Below are 17,878 nucleotides of genomic sequence, written 5' to 3'. Positions count from 1 at the left end.
CTTATTTGCTACCTATTGGTATTCCAATTATTTTAGCTTATATAAATGCGATAAACGGAAATGGACTGGATCTATAACGAATTCAAACAAACGGGAAAGGACTATGCCTCCCAGGAGGAAGTAGAAATCTATGACCCCTCACACGATGACTTCCGGAACATCCGACAAGAAATTGCTCATGCTGAAAGTTGGATGCTGCCCGATCCCAACGCCTCCATTTTAGATATTGGTTGTGGCACCGGAAGTTTTTCGATACACTTTGCCAAAAGCTGCCGAAAAGTGTATGCCATAGATATTTCCCCTCCCATGCTTTCTTTTGCCCGTGCCAAATCAGTCTCGGAAGATTTGGACAACATTGACTTTATCCATGGGGGATACTTACATTATGAATTGCCTGATAATTCAATACATGGGGTAATCAGCTCCCTTTCCCTGCATCATTTGCCGGATTTCTGGAAGGAAAAGGCACTGGAGCGAATTTTTTCGGTGCTAAAACCCGCTGGAAAACTTTACTTGCACGATGTGGTAATCCCAAACGAATTTCCGGAAAAAGCCATTCAGGAATTTATCGATTTGCAGGGCGAAAGAGGAGGAGATTTCTTACGCGAAGATACTCTTATCCATTTTAAGGAAGAATTTTCAACCTTTGATTGGATCATGCAATCCATGTTGAAAAATGTTGGTTTTAAGGTCCGGGAAGTATCCTCCCGGGACCGGGTATTAGTAACCTACCTCTGTGAAAAGCCGCCGAAATCTTAAGTCCCGCAGGTTTTTTAACCTCTCCCATACCCAACAAAATGTAACTGCCTTTTTATACCTGGATTCCTTTCCGATTGCAGTAAATCGAAAATAGTGTTTACCTGCATCGCTCAGTTTTCCGGATAGTCAGGCCCTCCAGCCTGAGTCGCGACACACCCTAATACGCGGCAAGGAATTTGGACCTGAAAACCACAGGATCGTTTCCTTGACTCATCAAGGCCCACCATAGGGTAGCCAGCTACAAGGCAGATCGGATAATTTTTAATGTGAAGGTAAAAGCCGTTCTCGCTGCAAAAAAGCCTTCTCAAACAAGGTTTTCTTCGGGTTATATGGCTTCTCAGCTGCAAAAATCTCAGTTTTTTTGGTATCTTTGCCCATGGTTAGAAAAATTCCAGCGGTAATATTTCTAGTGCCTGGTTTTCTACTGGCCTGTACCAACCTTAAACCTATCCAACAGTTATCTTCCGAGGCCAGTCAGGGTCTTGATCACATGCATGAACTGGAATACAGTTTTACCAGCCACTGCAAGGACGATTGTTATTTTCAGAAAATTCAAACGTATACCATTGACCGGAAGCTCGATTGCTCCTGTACGGATTACCAGGAAGCCGACAGGGTAGTAAAGAATTTATTTCTGGTATTGGAAAATTATTGGAATGGACTAGAATCGTTGGGTTCACCCGGACTGGTGAATTATGATCTCTACTATCCGGTGAAAGGGTTACAAACCGCAAATCTGATTGACATGACTGAAGGAGAGGCCTCAGCCTTCCAAAGGCTCTCAGAATTGGCAGTAAATGCAAGTACGGGACAGTACCGAAAAAATCGGATCGTTTATTACATGAAAGAGGCCGATCCCCACCTGAGCCTGATCAGCAAAAAACTAGCTTTTGTTCTCGAGAAAAACCTGCTTGGGCTGCTGGAAATTCAAAAGGAAAGTTGGTATGCTTACTACAAAACACTCACTATCAATGATACCCTTAGCCCCTTGGAAAAAGAATGGGCTGTTGAAAAATACTACCGTCTATTGGAGGATTCGGATAACATTCATTTACGCGTACAATCAATGGCAGGTCTATTAGACCTGTTGGCCGTAAGCCATAGCGAGCTATCCAGGAAGAATCAAAAGGCGTCTCAAGATGGGTTTAAATCCGGGGTGATGAAATTATCAGAAGAGATCAGGAATTTACATTATGAATTTGAGAAATTAAACGAATGAAAGAAAGAGTGGATAGCGTTTTTTTGAGCCAGGTGGCAGACGATTTTTTGGAAATAGCCAAAAAATTCAATGATTACCGCTTTGAAAAAATCAGTCAGCAATTAATCAGCCAGACGACATTTGTCGAGATGGGCATAAAAGCCAACCAACTCATGGAAACGGCTAGGGAAATGAAATTAATATCCACCCTTATTGTGGAACCAGAGGCTGCGGAAGCACTCCAACAGCTACAAGCCATCAATCAGGAAATAAAGGCCAATATAACTTCCCTAAAAAGCATTCAAGTGGCTTTTAATTTGATTGGCACCCTGGGGGAATTAGCGCAGGCGGTAGTGGAAAAAAAGCCAGCTTCCATTGCTGAAAATATTCGGACCATTATGAATGTTTTAGCAAAAAAAACCGAGGAATAATGAAGAGTAAAATCGAAGAGAAAAATAGTCGCCCGGCGCCACATACTCCTGTAATCGAGCCTTCCTCTCCGGTGTGCTATCAAGATGATCCCGAAATTCAGGAGGAATATCAATTGCCGGTACCAAAACCGTCGCCATCAACCAAATAGGGATAAGGTGAGACCTGGAAAAGATTTCAGGTGATGCAGTGGTTTCACCTTTATACCGGTCAGTTACCGGTTAATTTACAAATCAACCTGCGCCTGGGATAATTGGAATAAATTTTAAAATGTTTCATAAATAATTTTTATTTTAGACCATTCGTTTAATTAAAAAATAACTAATGAAAAAAGACAATATGCCCAATGAGGCTAATTCCCGAAGGAATTTCCTGAAAACAGCTACCACAGCAGCTGCCGGATTCTACGTTGTACCCCGTCATGTTCTGGGAGGACCTGGATTCAAAGCCCCCAGCGACAAGCTTCGGATAGCAGGAATCGGAGCCGGAGGTAAAGGGCACGGGGATCTTCGCAGTTTTTACGAAAGTGGCAATGCAGACATTGTGGCCTTATGCGATGTGGATCCGGAAAGGGCTTCCAGAAGCATAGAAGCCTATCCTAAAGCAAATTTTTATCATGATTTCAGGGTAATGCTGGAAAAAGAAGGCGATTCCATTGATGCGGTATCTGTTTCCACACCAGATCATAATCATGCCGTTCAGGCACTTGCTGCGATGAAAATGGGCAAGCATGTGTATGTTCAGAAACCACTTACCCATACGATCCAGGAGGCACGAATGCTGACCGAAGCGGCAGAAAAGTACAAACTGGTTACTCAAATGGGAAATCAGGGTGCTTCCGGAGATGGCGTCCGCCAAATGAGAGAATGGTATGCCGCAGGATTAATTGGAGAGGCGACGAAGGTACACGTATGGACCAACCGGCCGGTTTGGCCTCAGGGAGTTCCCTGGCCTGGCGAATCCGGCAAAAAAGCCCCCAAGAACTTGGAATGGGATCTATGGCTGGGAACTGCTGAGAAGAAAGGGTACGTAGAAAACCTGCATCCTTTTAACTGGCGAGGATGGTGGGAATTTGGAACAGGAGCCTTAGGTGATATGGCCTGTCACCTCATGGAACCAGCATTCCGAACGCTGGATCTGGGCTACCCCACGGAAGCGGAATGTAGCGTAGGGTCGGTATACACTGGCGAATTTACGAGAGGGTATTTCCCTAAGAGTTGCCCTCCTTCTTCCCATATCACCTTGAGGTTTAAAATGCCTTCTGGTAAAGACCTTGAATTCCATTGGATGGATGGAGGTATTCAGCCCAGCAGACCGGAGGAACTTGGCGCCAACGAACAATTGGGAGATAATGGAAACGGCGTAATTATAGAAGGTACCCGGGGAAAGATGGTTTGCTCCACCTATGGAATTGACCCTAAATTATTACCGACCTCTATTAATGAAAGCATAAACGTGGCACCTACGCTGCCCCGGGTAGAAGGGGGTATCGGTGGCCATTATGCCCAGTGGGTTAATGCTTGCATTGCCGGACATGGCAGTAAGGAATACAGGGAACTAAGTTCTCCCTTTTCCATTGCTGGACCTTTGACAGAATCCGTACTGATGGGTAATCTGGCTATTCGAAGCTACGACTACCGGGAACCACAAGCCGACGGCGATGGATACAACTATCCGGGAAGAGGCATTAAGTTGCTTTGGGACGGAAAGAACATGAAGGTAACCAATTTCGAGCCTGCCAATCAATTTGTCAGCAAGTCTTACCGGGAAGGATTCGAGTTACCGCAAGTATAAATTCGGATCTTATCCTTACCTATACCAAACCCTGGAGCACATCTTCAGGGTTTTTTTATGCCTTTTACGATATAGCAAGACACCTATTGACAGAATAAACATCGTCGCTGGTTGGTATGTATCTAGAAATCAAAACAGGGTGCATTAGTCGGCGTTTTTGGGAATGGTAAAATAAAAGGTGGATCCAACCCCCATCTGGGATTCCACTCCTACCCTTCCGCCCCATCTTTCGATGGTTTTTTTCACGGTAGCCAGTCCGATTCCCGTTCCTTCGTAATCCTCTTTACGCTGAACCCTGACAAAAATATCGAATATTCGATCAAAATTTTCAGGGGCGATGCCAATTCCATTGTCGTTTACGGAGATTTTCCAAAATGCTCCTTCCTCTGCTGCTGTCAATCGAATTTCCGGTTTTCTGCTTTCGGAATGGTATTTCAATGCATTGCCCACGAGGTTTTGAAAAACCTGAATCAGCGGAAGGTAATATCCCTGGACCACCGGTAAGGCCGATACCTGAACCGACGCATCCAGGTCCTTAATCCGGTTTCGAAAAACCAACCTAACCTCCTCTACCACCTTGTTAAGATCCACCTTCTCCAGTTTCCCTTCATTTTTCCCTACCCGGCTGAATTCTAAAAGCCCCAGAATGATTTGCCGCATTCGGTCGGAGCCGTCAACAGCATAATAAATGTATTTTCGGGCCCTGTCATCCAGTTTCGGAGCATATCTTTTTTCAAGTAAGGTAAGAAAGCTACTGATCATGCGTAGGGGTTCCTGCAAATCATGAGAAGCGATATAGGCAAACTGTTCGAGTTCCAGGTTGGACCTGCTTAACTCCTTTGCTCGGTTTTCCAATTTATGATTCAGCACCTCAAGATCCTTCGTTTTATCCGATACCGACCGTTTAAGTTTGATGGGTTCTGCCGTTTTCTGATAAACAAATCCCGCCAAAAGCCCAGAAAAAATCAGTCCGAAAATAAAAAAAAGCCCCGCCTCCTGCAGATGCCTCGGTTTATTCAGGCTGACGTACAAATACCAATCTCCTTCCTCAATATAGGTTTTTTGGTAAAGACCATCCATCGGGATTTCGTTACCGGAAAAAGGAAAATACGTTTCAGATCCGTCATCATTCACCTTGGCCAGTTGAATACTGTATAACTCCCTGAAACTATCCTGACCCAGTTGCAAATTTTCAATCCAGCTTTCCAACTTGATTACCACCGCTGAAAAACCCCAAAACTTACCCTGCCTATAAACCGGTAGTCTTCCAACCAACCCCATACCTCCCTGTTTCAGCGCAAAAGGTCCCTCAAAAAACAAGCTGTTTCTGGCTTTCGCTTTTTCGGCCGCCCTTCGATGATACACGTCATCCATTAGGTTTAACCCAATAGCAGCCTCGTTACCTGCCAACGGATAGGTTCTTACAATTATCCCCCCCTCTACCAACTGCAACGCATCTATTGATTGGTTCTCTGCCAAAATTTGCCCTGCCAGTGACTCAAAATCAGATGCCACCAGGTCCTTTTCTACTAAAAATGCCAGTAATCTCGTAGAACTAACACTGTATTTCAGTGAGTTTTGAATTTTTTCTTTTATGCTTATCGCCTGTTCTCTGACCAAAAATTGATCATTACGCTTTCCAACAACATACACGCGGTTACTGATAATAAACGTTACCAGCAAGGTGCCGATAAAGGCAATCATACTATTTAACAACGGTCGGTTAGGAATTCTCCTCATCTCTCCTTCACGTTTTCCTGCCTATTACTATCCACGGAACTTAAGGTCCGGGGTATGGTAAAATAAAAGGTACTTCCTTTCCCTATAGTGGAATCCAGCCCTATCTTACCCCCCAAATTTTCAATGATTTTCTTCACAATCGCCAGCCCCATACCCGTGCCTGCAAATTCTCTGTCGCTATGAAGCCGGTTAAAAATAATGAAGATTTTTTCGTGATAGCTGGAATCAATTCCAATACCATTGTCCTCGACGGAGAATTTCCAGAAATCTCCTTCCGCCTCGGCATGAACGGCAATTCGCGGCGGAGTATCGGCCCGGGTGTATTTTAGGGCGTTTCCGATCAAATTTTGAAACACCTGCATGAGTGGTGCCCGATAGGAAACCACTGAGGGAAGCTCTCCGTATATTACCTGCGCCTTGGCTTCCCTAATCATTCTTTTTTGTAATACACATACTTCATCCACCAATTGCTTGGTCGAGATCAGCTTCAAACTTTCCTCATGTTTTCCAATGCGGGAAAATTCCAACAGGTCCAAAATAATCTGCCGCATTCGCTTCGCCCCATCAATGGCAAAACGAATGTATTGATGCGCCTTTTCATCCAGTTCCGGCCCGTATTTCCGTTCCAAAAGCCCCATAAAACTACTCACCATCCGCAAGGGTTCCTGTAGGTCATGGGAGGCCACGTAGGCAAATTGCTCCAGTTCCAGGTTGGACCGTTCCAGTTCTTTCGCATGCATGGTCATCTGTTGGTTCAGGGCTTCCAATGACTCTTCGTATTCCTTCCTGTAGGTAATGTCCGTCATGGCTCCCACCACGCGGGTAACCTTACCTTCCTGGTTTCGGATAAATACCGCCCTGTCCATTACAAAAGCGTAAAATCCATCTTTTTGCAAAAACCGGTACTCCTCAAACCAGCTCGTAAGCGTTTCACTTTTAAAAAATTGCTGAATTTTGCTGACCACCTTTTCCCGATCATCCGGGTGAATGAATTCCACCAAAAGATCCAAGGTAGGTTTAAGGGACTCCAGATCATAGCCAAATAAGGTGCTGAACCCTTTACCCCAAAATAACCGGTTATTTTCGACATCGAAATCCCAAATGGCATCGTTGGTCGCTTCGGCAATTTTTTCAAATCGCTCGTTGGAGAGGCGGACATGTTCAGAAGCCATTTTCTCTTTCGTTATGTCCTTAAAAAACACACTCAAGCCACCATCTGAGGGATAGGCATTTACCTCCAGCCAACTATTCAAAGGTTCAAAGTATTCTTCAAAATGAAGCGGAGACTGCGTGGCCAGGGCATGAAGGTATTGCCTTTTAAATTTATATCTCTTTATATCCGGAAACACTTCGAACAACACCAGTCCCAAAAGACTGGATCGGTTTAAGCCCATAAGCTGCTCTGCCCGATGGTTCCAATAACGGATTTTCCAATCCTTATCCAACGCAAAAAAAGCTTCCCCAATACTCTCTAATATGGCATTTTTTTCTTCAAAGGATTGCTGAAGTGCCAGTTGGCTGTTTCTCCGCTGAATGGCCGAGGAAAGATTGGAGGTTATGGTTTGCAAAAAGGACCATTCATTTTCAGACCAGCTCCGTTCTTTGGCGCAATCGTCAAATCCCAACAATCCATTTAACTCATTATCTATTATGACTGGCATGCCCAATGTGGAGACAATCCCTTGGTCATCAAGTAAGTATTTTAGTTTACCATCAGGTAAATCCCTCCGGTTAATTGCGAAAGGTTCTCCGTTTTGGAGCCGTTGATATATTTCAGGATAATCCTCCAGTGTCATATTTTGGAGATCCGGATTATGTAGTTGTGAAGGAATTCCTTTTCTGGACCATTCAGCTGTTTGACTGACTACCGGCTTTCCATGAATGGGCAGCGGGTGACGTTGAAAAAAATACACCCGATCGACGCTGATGGCCTTTCCGGTCAGCTCCAAGACCTCATTCAAAACCTGACTCCAATCCTCCACCAACAAGAACTTACCAATTACCTTGGAAATCACTTCCAATAAGCGGTTATTTTTGGTAAGCTGAATTTCATTGGTTTTTTGCTTGTGAATATCCTGAAAAGATCCGAACAATCGCGTACACTTTCCCTCTTCAAATTCGGCTTTTCCAATACTTCTTACCCATTTTTCATTCCCCGTATAGGTAATTAGGGGAAGTTGGACATCCCATGGATTTCCGGATTGAATGGTTTCATTAATGGTCTCCGTTAAATATTCCCGGACATCCGGACGATAAAAATGGATCGCTTCTTCGACGGTCGGAAATTGATCCTCCGGCAGTTCGTAAATTTCTCTGGAAGTCGATGAGAGAAACAATTTATTATTTTTCAAATCTATCTCCCAGCTTCCTACCCGGGAAAGCTTCGTAGCATTGTCCAGCAATTCCTGCAATTCCACCCGCTCAGTAATATCGTGGCCATAGGAAAATACCAATCCTTCTTCTCCAAAAACTTCGGAAGAATTCCAGGAAATCCATCGAACAGCTCCGGATTTGGTACGGTAGCGATTTACAAAATTCCGGGTTTGTCGTTCGCTCGAAAACATTTCCGGAATCTCACTCTTCGTTTTTGCCTGATCCTCGGGATGAACAAAATCCGTAAAAGGCCTGGAAACCAGCTCTCCGGATGAGTAGCCCAACAACTCGCAAAAAGCAGGATTAACTTTTAAGAAATACCCCTCGGGATCCGTGATGGCCAGAATTTCCGGTGCGCTCTCGAATAACAACTTCATTTCTTCTTCCTGCTGTTTACGCCGGATCTCAGCCCCCAAAAATACTCCCAGGGAATGGAACACCTGAGTATCGGTCAAAATGACCTCCCCCTGTTTCTCCCCAAAAAGCAACACCACGCCCACCACTTCATCTTTTTGAAAGAGTGGAACACCAGCAGCTTCCTTCATATTTCCCGAAGTGAGCAGCTTTTTCCGGCTAAAGGAAGAAACTTCCGATAAATTTTCGAAAACCTGCAGGATTCCATCTTGCCATATCTTGCCAGGAAGTCCGCTTCCATAAGAGAACGAACCGGTATTCCCAGCTATTTGAGCCAGTTTATCATTTTGCCAATAACTTTGAACCAAATTAATCTGTTTGCCCTTGATACCCACCATCCAGATTTCTCCGCCCGCATACCCGCCGTAGCGGGATAAATAGGCCAAAACGCCGAAAAGGGTTTCATTTAGGCTGACTTCACTTTTAAAGAAACTGGAAACTTCATACTCCATTTCCCGCAAAAGAGAAGCTTTTTTTACTTCCGAAACATCCCGCAATACGCCAATCATTCGAACGGGTCTTCCCGATTCGTCCCGAATCAGATGCCCGATCTCCTCGGTATATAAGTAGCCACCGCTTTTATGGCGAAAGCGAAACTCTTTATGCCAACGTTTTTGACCCGCATCAGCTAAAAAATAATCCCAGTCGCTCTGGTGATTCTTAGCATCAATGGGATGCATAAATGCTGGCCAATCGGAGATTTTTGCAATTTCCTCCCCCTTTTCAAATCCAAAAATTCGGTAAAAACCCTCTCCCCACAGAAATTCGTCAGCCACTACATCCCACTCGTAAATAGCATCCTTCGTAGCCCGATTAATGTATTCGTACCGCTCATTTGTTTTCCTCAGCTCTCGTTCGAATTCGACCCGCTCGCTGATATCAATGCCCATGCACTGGATCTCCTGAGGATTTCCCTGGCCATCCACCATACAAATAAAATCCCAAAGCGTAGTGACCGTGCCTCCCCCCTGCTTAGGCTTATCGATCTCAATTTTGAAAATTTTTTCCGGAAGGGCCATGCATTTTTCCACGATATCAATCACCCTTTGCTGGTCATGCGCACAAATAGAGGGCATGCAACTTTTCCCGATTATTTTCCCATCAGGATAAATCCATCCAAAATCGGTTATGAATTTTTTATTTACATACGTATAATTACCATCCAGGTCGGTTCTGATGACAAAATTGGTCTGGGATTCGTAAAATCCACGGTACCTCGCTTCGCTTTTCTTCAGTCGCTCCTGTGCCTCAATCAATTCTGTAATTTCCACACTATTTACCACGATGCCACCCACTACCGGATCATCGGAAAGATCCGTGGCCACGCTTTGCAACCAACACCAGGAACCATCCTTCCGCTTATACCGGTAAGGACTGCATTTTATCCGCTTTTCTTGAGCCAAATCCGCAAATTCAGCAATAACCCTTTCCCGGTCATCCGGGTGAAATTTTTCGATGGCATTGGAGCCTAAAATGTCTACCTCGTTATAACCCAAAAGTTGTGGGTAATTAGGGCTAACATACAGGTATTCGCCATCATAGGACAAAATGGCTGTCAAATCGGAACCCGCCTGTACTAATGCCTTAAATCGCTTTTCACTTTTTGCCAGCGCTTCTTCGGCTAATTTCCTCTCCGTTACGTCCAGCATAAAGCCTCTAACGGTCGCTACCTTGCCTTGGATTGTTTCAATATGAACCATATCATTAATCCATACCCATTTTCCATCTTTAGTTTGTATCCGGTATTCAACGGTATAATCTTTTCCATCTCGTATGTTATTACGAGACTCGGTAAGAACCCGCTCCATGTCATCTTTATGGATATGCTCCTCCCAAAAGTTTTCCGATCCCAGCAGTTCTTCTGCAGTATACCCTAAAATATCCTTTATCTGAGGGCTAAAAAATTTCATGGAATTGTTTTGAATAGCTGCTTCCCAAAAAATACCGTTAATATTCCGTACCAAGGCATTAACCCTGTCATTGGAGGCCTTTATCGCTTCCTCTGCGATTAATTGATCGATGGCAGCCCCCAAATGGGCAACCAGTGTATCCAATAACCGGACTTCCTCCTTGAAAAAAAAATCCTTTTCATTTACCTCAAAACCAATCGGATATCCCACTTTGAGAGAAAGCTTTTTTTCCTCAATAGTCGTGTAGGAGGCGTTTAGCGAGGTTGAAAAAGAGGTAAACCCGGAACTAAAAAAGTTCCTCTCTCCATAATGTATGGTAGCGATGGCATGTTCGGGGTAGCGCCAACCAGTCGGAAGTATCTCCACCGCTTGTTCAAGTAATGAATCCCACTCCGAAAGGGAATTACTTAACCGGGTGATGCGGTATAAGCACTCCTGTTCTTTAATCCGCTCCCGAAGCGAATCGAATGTTTTTTCAAGGTTTATTTCTGCTTCCTTCCTTTTGGTAATATCCAGGATAACTGCATCCCAGACAATACTGCCATCTTTCAATTTGCTTGGGTTTCCCGTACCTTTATGCCAGCGAGTACTGCCGTCCGGGTGAAGATAGCGCCACTCGTGAGTCCAGAAACTCAGGTTTTTTGCAGATTCGGCTATCGTTTCCAAATGGGATTTCAAATCCTCCCGGTGGTAGCGATCCCAAATTACCTGGTTATCATTCATTGCCCGTTCGGGAGTAACACCCCAAAGGCGCGAAGCCCCGTTGCTGACCAATTCCAGCGCATCCTTGCCATCAGGATACCTGCGATAGCGGTAAACTACCCCAGGTATATTGTCAGAAATGGATTGAAATTGAATTTCCCTGTTTTTCCTTTCGGTGATATCCGTATGGGTACCGGACATCATCAGCGGTTTGCCGTCAGCAGACCATTTGGTCACCTTCCCCCTGTCGTTGATCCAGATCAGATGGCCCTCCTTGTGAATCAAACGGCATTCTGTATTGTAAAAGTCCCTCTTTTTTTCAAAGCACTCTTCCAGAATCTTATCCGACACATTTCGGTCCTCGGGATGCACAAGGGAATACCAGGTTTCCATGGAAAATGGCGTTAATTCTTCTTTGGTGTATCCGGCCATTTCTGCATACCGCTCATTAATTACCACCTTATCTTTCACCATATCCCACTCCCAGATACCCACCCGCGTCGCCTCTAATATATTCGAAAGGCGGCTGGTTTCATTTTGAAGCCTATCGCTGGTTTTCTCGAGCTCCTGATGACTTTTTCGAAGGTCCAGTATGCGCTTTATCTGAGTCCCCAGGGCCTTCAGCGCGGCTAATTTATGTGACGCTACCCTTCTGGGCTTATGGTCGATGACGCAAAGCGCTCCTACAGGATGACCTTCGGGGGTGAAAATCGGAACTCCGGCGTAGAAAACAATTTTTGGATCGCCGGTAACCAATGGGTTATCCTTAAATCGGGGGTCTTTCCTGGCATCGGCTACTACCATCACCTCATCCGGATCTTCTATCGAAAACTTGCAAAATGATTCATCAATCGAAGTTTCCGTAAGTTCGATGCCTATTCGGGACTTAAAGTACTGCTTTTCTTCCGTTAGCACAGTAAGCAGGGATATGGGCGCATCAAATAATATACTAGCTAGTCGGGAAATGGAATCAAATTCTTCTTCCTTCCTAATGTCCAGCAAACCGTATTTTTCCAGTTTGTCTTGCACTTTTTGATGCTCCTTTGATCCCATAAAAAATTAAAAATCGTTTTTAATTCCTTCGATTCCCTGGCACTAAAGCTACACTTTTTAAAAGAAAATTTACATTAATTCTAGCTTTTTGTTATCAGCAGAAGAGCGGTAAATCCCCAAAATTAAATCCAGAGACCGTCGGGCATCCTCGCCAGTCACCATGGGGCTACGATCGGTTCGGATTGCTTCAACCATGTCTTTTATTTGCCCCTGATGCAATTTATAGTCAATCGCCATGGGGTCGGAAGCCCCGCTACCTCCCAAATCGGAATCCGCAGCAATGCCTGATTCCTCCCCTTTGATTGCATAAACCAGAATTTTACCTCCTTCCAGAATGATCGTTCCTTTCTCCCCATAAATTTCTAATCGTTCCGGACTGCCCGGATACAAGGAAGTACCACCGGTAATGGTACCAAGGGCTCCACTTTTAAAATTAACAATGGCTGCTCCGGTATCTTCCCCCTCAATGGCATGCACCATTGTTCGTACCTGACCGAATACGGCCTCGACATCTCCCATAATATCCAACAACAAATCAATGGTATGCACCCCTTGATTAATCAACGCAGCTCCTCCATCGCCCTCTTTGGTTCCCTTCCAGGAACTACTACTGTAATACGAGGGATCTCGATACCAATTAATGGCCGCCGTACCCATCAATAACTTTCCTAATTTCCCCGATTGAACGGCCTCTTTTAATTTCAGGTAACCCGGCTTAAGCCGGTTTTGAAAGATAACCCCCAATGTCACCCCTGCGTCCTTGCAGGCTTTTATCAGGGCATCGGCCCGCTCCAGGTTTACTTCTATGGGCTTTTCAAGCAAAACATGCTTACCTGCCCGAGCGGCTTCCAGGGCAGGCTCCAAGTGATTGCCACTGTGGGTGCAAATACAAACCACATCCACCTCTTTTCTGGAAAGAAAGGCCTTTCGATCCGCATCGGCCGGTACGTTAAATTTCGCAGTTGCCTTTTGGGCACGTTCCGGACTGGAACTGCATACCGCTATCAAGTTACTATCTTCACAGGCATTGATGGCTTCCGCATGCATCCCGGCTATGGCCCCTGTTCCTATAATCCCAAATCCTAAAGGTTTGTTTTGAGTCATCTTGTTCTTATTTTTTATAATAATTCTTCGTCATTTCCTCCATCACCCAATTGGTTCGTGCAGCGGTATCTCCCGTACTTGGGCTGGCATTTTCTTTGCCCAATAATTCCTCTACAATCGATTGAATCAAAAAATACTGAATATTTTCAGGCATGTCAAACGTAAATTCCTGCGCTTCTTTGCCGTCTTTACGGAGGGTAACCGACGTTCCCCAAAAACAGGGAAAACTGATTTCTCCAGCCGTACCAATAACCTTGATTTCGTCCTTTTTGGATGATTCTCCCGTGGTAAAACACCAGTTTCCACTGCCCAAAACCCCACTTTCAAACTTAAAATTAGCCAATACGATGTCTTCTGCGGGGTATTCACCCGCCTGATTACTAGCAATTCCACTGACTTCGGCTATGGGGCCAAACAAAAAATCAAGGTAATCCAGTTGATGAGAACCCAAATCGTAAAAATACCCTCCTCCGGCTATCTCGGGATCAATGCGCCAGTTGGCTGCCGTGTCCTCCTTCATATCCGGATGCCTGGGTTGGTTGATTGTAATGCTTACATAGCGGACCTCTCCTATTTCCCTTGCCTCCACCAATTCTTTTACTTTCAGAAAATTGGGTAGGGTTCGCCGGTAATAAGCAACAAATACCGGCACTTCCGCTGCCTGACACACTCGGATCATTTCCTTGCATTCCTGGTAATTCCGGGCCATGGGCTTTTCAACATAAACCGGCTTCCCCGCTGCTGCCGCTTGTTTAGTCAATTCCAGATGGGCATAAGGTGGGGTGGCGATGTAGATGGCATTGACCTCCGGATCGTTGATTAGTTTTTGGGCATCATCATACCATTTGGAGACTCCATGCCTTCGGGCATAATCTGCTGCCTTTTCCCCATCCCGACGCATGACCGCCACTAAGCGGGAGCCTTTTACCTTTTGCATGGCGGGTGCGCTTTTCTTCTCACAGACATCCCCCACACCAAGAACACCCCATTTGACTTCTTTACCTTCCAATTTCTTCATAAGGCTAAACTTAGGAAAAAGTTTTTAAATGTGTAACGATGGCAGCAGTAGATTTCTGCTAACTGCCAAATCTAAAGTAAGTACAAAATCAGGGAATCATCACTTCCCAAAAACGGGTTTTCTTATCCTTTCCACCTCTACCGGATACTTCCAAGGTAACATTGTAATGTACTCCGGATTCAGGATACTGATATACAGGATGTTGCTCTCTGGAATAATCACCATTTCCAAAATCCCAATACCATGCCTCCATTTCACCGACCGACTCATCTTTAAAAGCTACCGTTCTTGCTTTATTTTTTACCAATGAAAAGGTCCAGTCCGCTTTGATATCCGGCAATTGATCCTTTTCCAGGGGCATCAACCGAAAGGCGCACAAATAGGAAGCATCCGATACCATTCGGGTATCGTGAGATAAATTGTAATGCCCCTCTCTGTCTCCCCCATCAAAATCCAAAACAGACCAGGACAAGCCGATTACCTTGTTTTCATAAAGTTTCGATTCCACTGCCAGCTCCGCTCCCTCATAGGGGGCATGGTCATACGGCGTAATCCAAAATTCCAGGGTCAATTTTCCGGATTCCCCCTGTTTGAAATCAAAATCATAGGCCTGGTGAGCATGGGGAAAAGCAGCTACCCAGGGCTGGGACCCCCAAATCAGCACCCAGCTTCCGTTTACCGGAGGCGTGAAAATATGGTAATTCTGGGCGTGATAGCCACTGAATTCCAGGTGATTTTGGATATGAGCCGGATGATTCCCCCACTTTCTGGCTTCCGGCCGCAAAGGATTATAGATAAAAGGGCCTCCTGAGAAATCACCGTCTACCACAATTTCGAAAATGTCATTGAGGTAACCTTTGGGATTAAACCGTTTGAAATCCCAAAAATCGTCATAGGCCTCGTACAGAAAATAAAGACGATTCATCCCTTTGACCCACCCAACTTTTACGCGAACATCGATGTCCGTAGTGTCAATCTCAGCCCCATGCCCATCTTCGGTATCCTTTAGTAATGAGGTGCCATAGGTGTAGGAATCGGGTACCCTTTCCCAATCACCTGCTTTGCCATCTATATACGGCATGTTTTCCGGGGAAAACTGATAAATTTTAAATACCCGGCCCTCCCTGGCGGTCGCAAAGGAACCTTCCGTAGCTTTCTGAGACCAGACCAATGATGCACTGCATAACAGCATGCTCCACATCAAACCAAAACGCCATCGGTTTCTCGAATCCATCGTTATTCGTATGTCTTTTCTATCACCGGTATTTCATCGCCATGCCAGGGGAAGGCATAGCTGGGGGTATTTTTAAAACGGGACATTTCTATTTCCAGTTTAACCACCGATCCTGGGCCAAGCTCCGCCTGGAAAAATTTATGGTCCACGGTATCAAATTGATAGGGATAAATTTCAATCTGATTCACCCTTTGGATATGGTGCTCCCCAAACATGCCTCCCTGAATAATGACCTTTTTGGCTTCGGTGGGGTGAAGATTGACCAGGGTAAGGGAAATTCCGGCTTCCGTAATTTGTTCCACCAGGGCAGCCATATCCGCAGGAAGGCCCGACCGTTCATTTTCAGGATCAAAATAGCGAACGGAGGTATGCAGCAATCCCCCGTGATAAATATGGTTAGGTGCTCCCAGCATGGTTTGCACGATACCTTCCAGAATTACCGGATTGAGGTTCAGCCAATGATGAACGTCCTGCTGATCCGGAGTAGTGGTATCCGTTCTGATTTTTTCCAGTCGTTTTTGCATTTCCTGATAGGTGGCCTTTAAGATATCAACCGGATAGCTGGGTACCTCTCCTTCCAAATACCCCAACCAGGTGGCCGTATTCCGTTCCTCCCCTTTTCCCTTAACATAATTTAGCTGCAACATTTCATCCGGATCCAACATTTCTTTTACCCTTTCCCAGTCCCTTTCTTTTCTGGACATGTACCAGATATGGGTGGGGTACATGGCTTGTAAGGGTCTGTAATCATACCAGCCTCGTTGATCGTACCGATGGGGCAAAAGCTTTTTACCATCCTCCTCTCTGGCTTCCCGGCTGATGGCTTCAATGACGGAATTGGGCAGTTCCAGGTAACGCTCATCGCCTGATACCAGGTACGCATTGGAAGCTCCAATGGTGGTAGCCTCCAGTTTATTCCGGACACCGTGCGGCCACTTCCAACCGTAATAGCCTCCCCACCAATTGCCATCCATGTGTTCGCCGATCTCGCCGGACAATCCCACATTGTCCGGAATGATGCCCCCGTTTTTTTCTACCCGATCCATCCAGGCTTGTACATACTCCAACACCCATTTTTTGTATTTTTCATCCCCCGTATACATAAAAGCATTTAGCATTAAGCTGGTAGCGGCCAGGTTCAGCGGTACGTCCCCTTTCATCATCCTTTCGTTTAACGCTTCCAGGATATAAGCGAATTTTTCGTCGTTGTTCCAGTCTTTTCCTGAGGTGACATGGGGAATATCGTCGTAAGGAAGGGGGTAATTGGAAAGGATAGGCCTGTGGGTAACCCAATCTTCGGCGGTATTGACCATTCTGGGACCCAGGCTTCCATTTAAGGGGGAGCGGATGATTTTCAACTCACTGTCAAAATTGGAGTTTTCAGTCCCATCGTCGAAATACAGGGCCGCAAATTTCAGTGCCCTGTCCCTCATTTTTTTATCGGTCGGATCTGCCAAACCAAAAAAGTAAAAGTTGGTGTAGGCCTCGCCATGATGCATCCAATCGTAACCGGCATCAAATTCATCTACGACCTGACCATATTCGGTAAATTGCCGGGTGACTCCCTCCCATAATTTCCTGGAAAGCTTGTCCATTTCCTTAGGTCCTCCCAAGGCGTAATACAGCGGGAAATTGTAAAAACTTTCGTAACCATCGTCCGAGCCATCCATTCCCGGCCACTCATCCCGCCATATCAAGCTGCCATCCGGATGGGTGTATTTCTCCACGAATTCCATAGCCGCTGGATAGAGCGCATCCATTAATTGCCTTTGCAACAGGGCCCATTCCGGAGGCGGTGCCAGAGTATGATAGGGGACGGTTTTAAGAAAAGTAGTGTCCGATTGGGGAAGAGCATCAGGTGACACGAGCAATAAAATAATCCACAAGCCAGCGCTAAGAAAACAATTCATCATATAGGTTATTTGGGATTGGAATATAATAAAATAAGTATTTAAAATAAAAAGATATGACACAAAAATCCCTATTGCCCGACGCGGCCTTTTGTACGCGTTCGGCTTTACGGTATTTAATAACCGCACCGTCATTCAGCCCGATTGCATTTTTCAACTTCCGCAGCAAATGTCCGTTTCAGCAAATGAGGCTGTCCGAAAAGGGCAGCCTTTTTTATGCGGCTATTTTTCCGGAATATT

General features: G+C 45.3%; 12 protein-coding genes. 6 read left to right on the top strand and 6 right to left on the bottom strand.

Annotation, left to right across the window (positions count from 1 at the left end; translation table 11 throughout):
* The first annotated feature begins 60 nt into the window (after positions 1-60).
* The 5 genes from GJQ68_RS17370 (at position 61) to GJQ68_RS17355 (ending at position 4,180) form a co-directional block, all read left to right on the top strand.
* Positions 61-759 carry a class I SAM-dependent methyltransferase gene (locus GJQ68_RS17370; protein WP_162418567.1) on the top strand — a complete coding sequence of 233 codons (699 nt, stop codon included), beginning with the start codon at positions 61-63 and terminating at the stop codon, positions 757-759.
* A gap of 376 nt (positions 760-1,135) precedes the next feature.
* Complete coding sequence (locus GJQ68_RS17365) at positions 1,136-1,978, top strand: hypothetical protein (RefSeq protein ID WP_162418566.1); 843 nt, start codon at positions 1,136-1,138, stop codon at positions 1,976-1,978.
* Positions 1,975-2,388 carry a hypothetical protein gene (locus GJQ68_RS17360; protein WP_162418565.1) on the top strand — a complete coding sequence of 138 codons (414 nt, stop codon included), beginning with the start codon at positions 1,975-1,977 and terminating at the stop codon, positions 2,386-2,388. The genes GJQ68_RS17365 and GJQ68_RS17360 overlap by 4 nt, the downstream gene beginning before the upstream one ends.
* Positions 2,388-2,537: a hypothetical protein gene (locus GJQ68_RS23410; protein WP_235941706.1), complete on the top strand. Its 150-nt coding sequence runs from the start codon at positions 2,388-2,390 to the stop codon at positions 2,535-2,537. Before GJQ68_RS17360 ends, GJQ68_RS23410 begins: the two co-directional genes overlap by 1 nt.
* Before the next feature lie 173 nt (positions 2,538-2,710).
* Positions 2,711-4,180, top strand: a complete 1,470-nt coding sequence (locus GJQ68_RS17355) for a Gfo/Idh/MocA family protein (protein ID WP_162418564.1) — start codon at positions 2,711-2,713, stop codon at positions 4,178-4,180.
* A gap of 144 nt (positions 4,181-4,324) precedes the next feature.
* Here GJQ68_RS17355 and GJQ68_RS17350 read toward each other — a convergent pair whose 3' ends face one another.
* From GJQ68_RS17350 to GJQ68_RS17325, 6 genes are all read right to left on the bottom strand, one after another.
* Positions 4,325-5,920: an ATP-binding protein gene (locus GJQ68_RS17350; RefSeq protein ID WP_162418563.1), complete on the bottom strand. Its 1,596-nt coding sequence runs from the start codon at positions 5,918-5,920 to the stop codon at positions 4,325-4,327.
* Positions 5,917-12,372 carry a PAS domain S-box protein gene (locus GJQ68_RS17345; protein ID WP_162418562.1) on the bottom strand — a complete coding sequence of 2,152 codons (6,456 nt, stop codon included), beginning with the start codon at positions 12,370-12,372 and terminating at the stop codon, positions 5,917-5,919. The genes GJQ68_RS17350 and GJQ68_RS17345 overlap by 4 nt, the downstream gene beginning before the upstream one ends.
* A gap of 69 nt (positions 12,373-12,441) precedes the next feature.
* Positions 12,442-13,476, bottom strand: a complete 1,035-nt coding sequence (locus GJQ68_RS17340; protein ID WP_162418561.1) for a Gfo/Idh/MocA family protein — start codon at positions 13,474-13,476, stop codon at positions 12,442-12,444.
* A 7-nt stretch (positions 13,477-13,483) separates the two neighbouring features.
* The gene (locus tag GJQ68_RS17335) at positions 13,484-14,494 is read right to left on the bottom strand and encodes a Gfo/Idh/MocA family protein (protein WP_162418560.1); all 1,011 of its coding nucleotides are present in this window, start codon (positions 14,492-14,494) and stop codon (positions 13,484-13,486) included.
* Between the two features lie 88 nt (positions 14,495-14,582).
* On the bottom strand, positions 14,583-15,728 hold the full coding sequence (locus GJQ68_RS17330) for a PKD domain-containing protein (protein WP_235941704.1): 1,146 nt from the start codon (positions 15,726-15,728) through the stop codon (positions 14,583-14,585).
* 2 nt (positions 15,729-15,730) lie between these two features.
* Positions 15,731-17,641 carry a hypothetical protein gene (locus tag GJQ68_RS17325; protein ID WP_162418559.1) on the bottom strand — a complete coding sequence of 637 codons (1,911 nt, stop codon included), beginning with the start codon at positions 17,639-17,641 and terminating at the stop codon, positions 15,731-15,733.
* Between the two features lie 53 nt (positions 17,642-17,694).
* Between GJQ68_RS17325 and GJQ68_RS23405 the strand changes: the two genes are divergently transcribed.
* A partial coding sequence (locus GJQ68_RS23405) for a hypothetical protein (RefSeq protein ID WP_235941702.1) occupies positions 17,695-17,878 on the top strand: 184 nt, incomplete at its 3' end.

It is taken from the genome of Cyclobacterium roseum, from assembly GCF_010119225.1.
GTDB classification, from domain to species: Bacteria; Bacteroidota; Bacteroidia; order Cytophagales; family Cyclobacteriaceae; genus Cyclobacterium; species Cyclobacterium roseum.
Note: the sequence above shows the minus strand (reverse complement) of the source record. Positions and strands in the feature narration are given on the sequence as shown.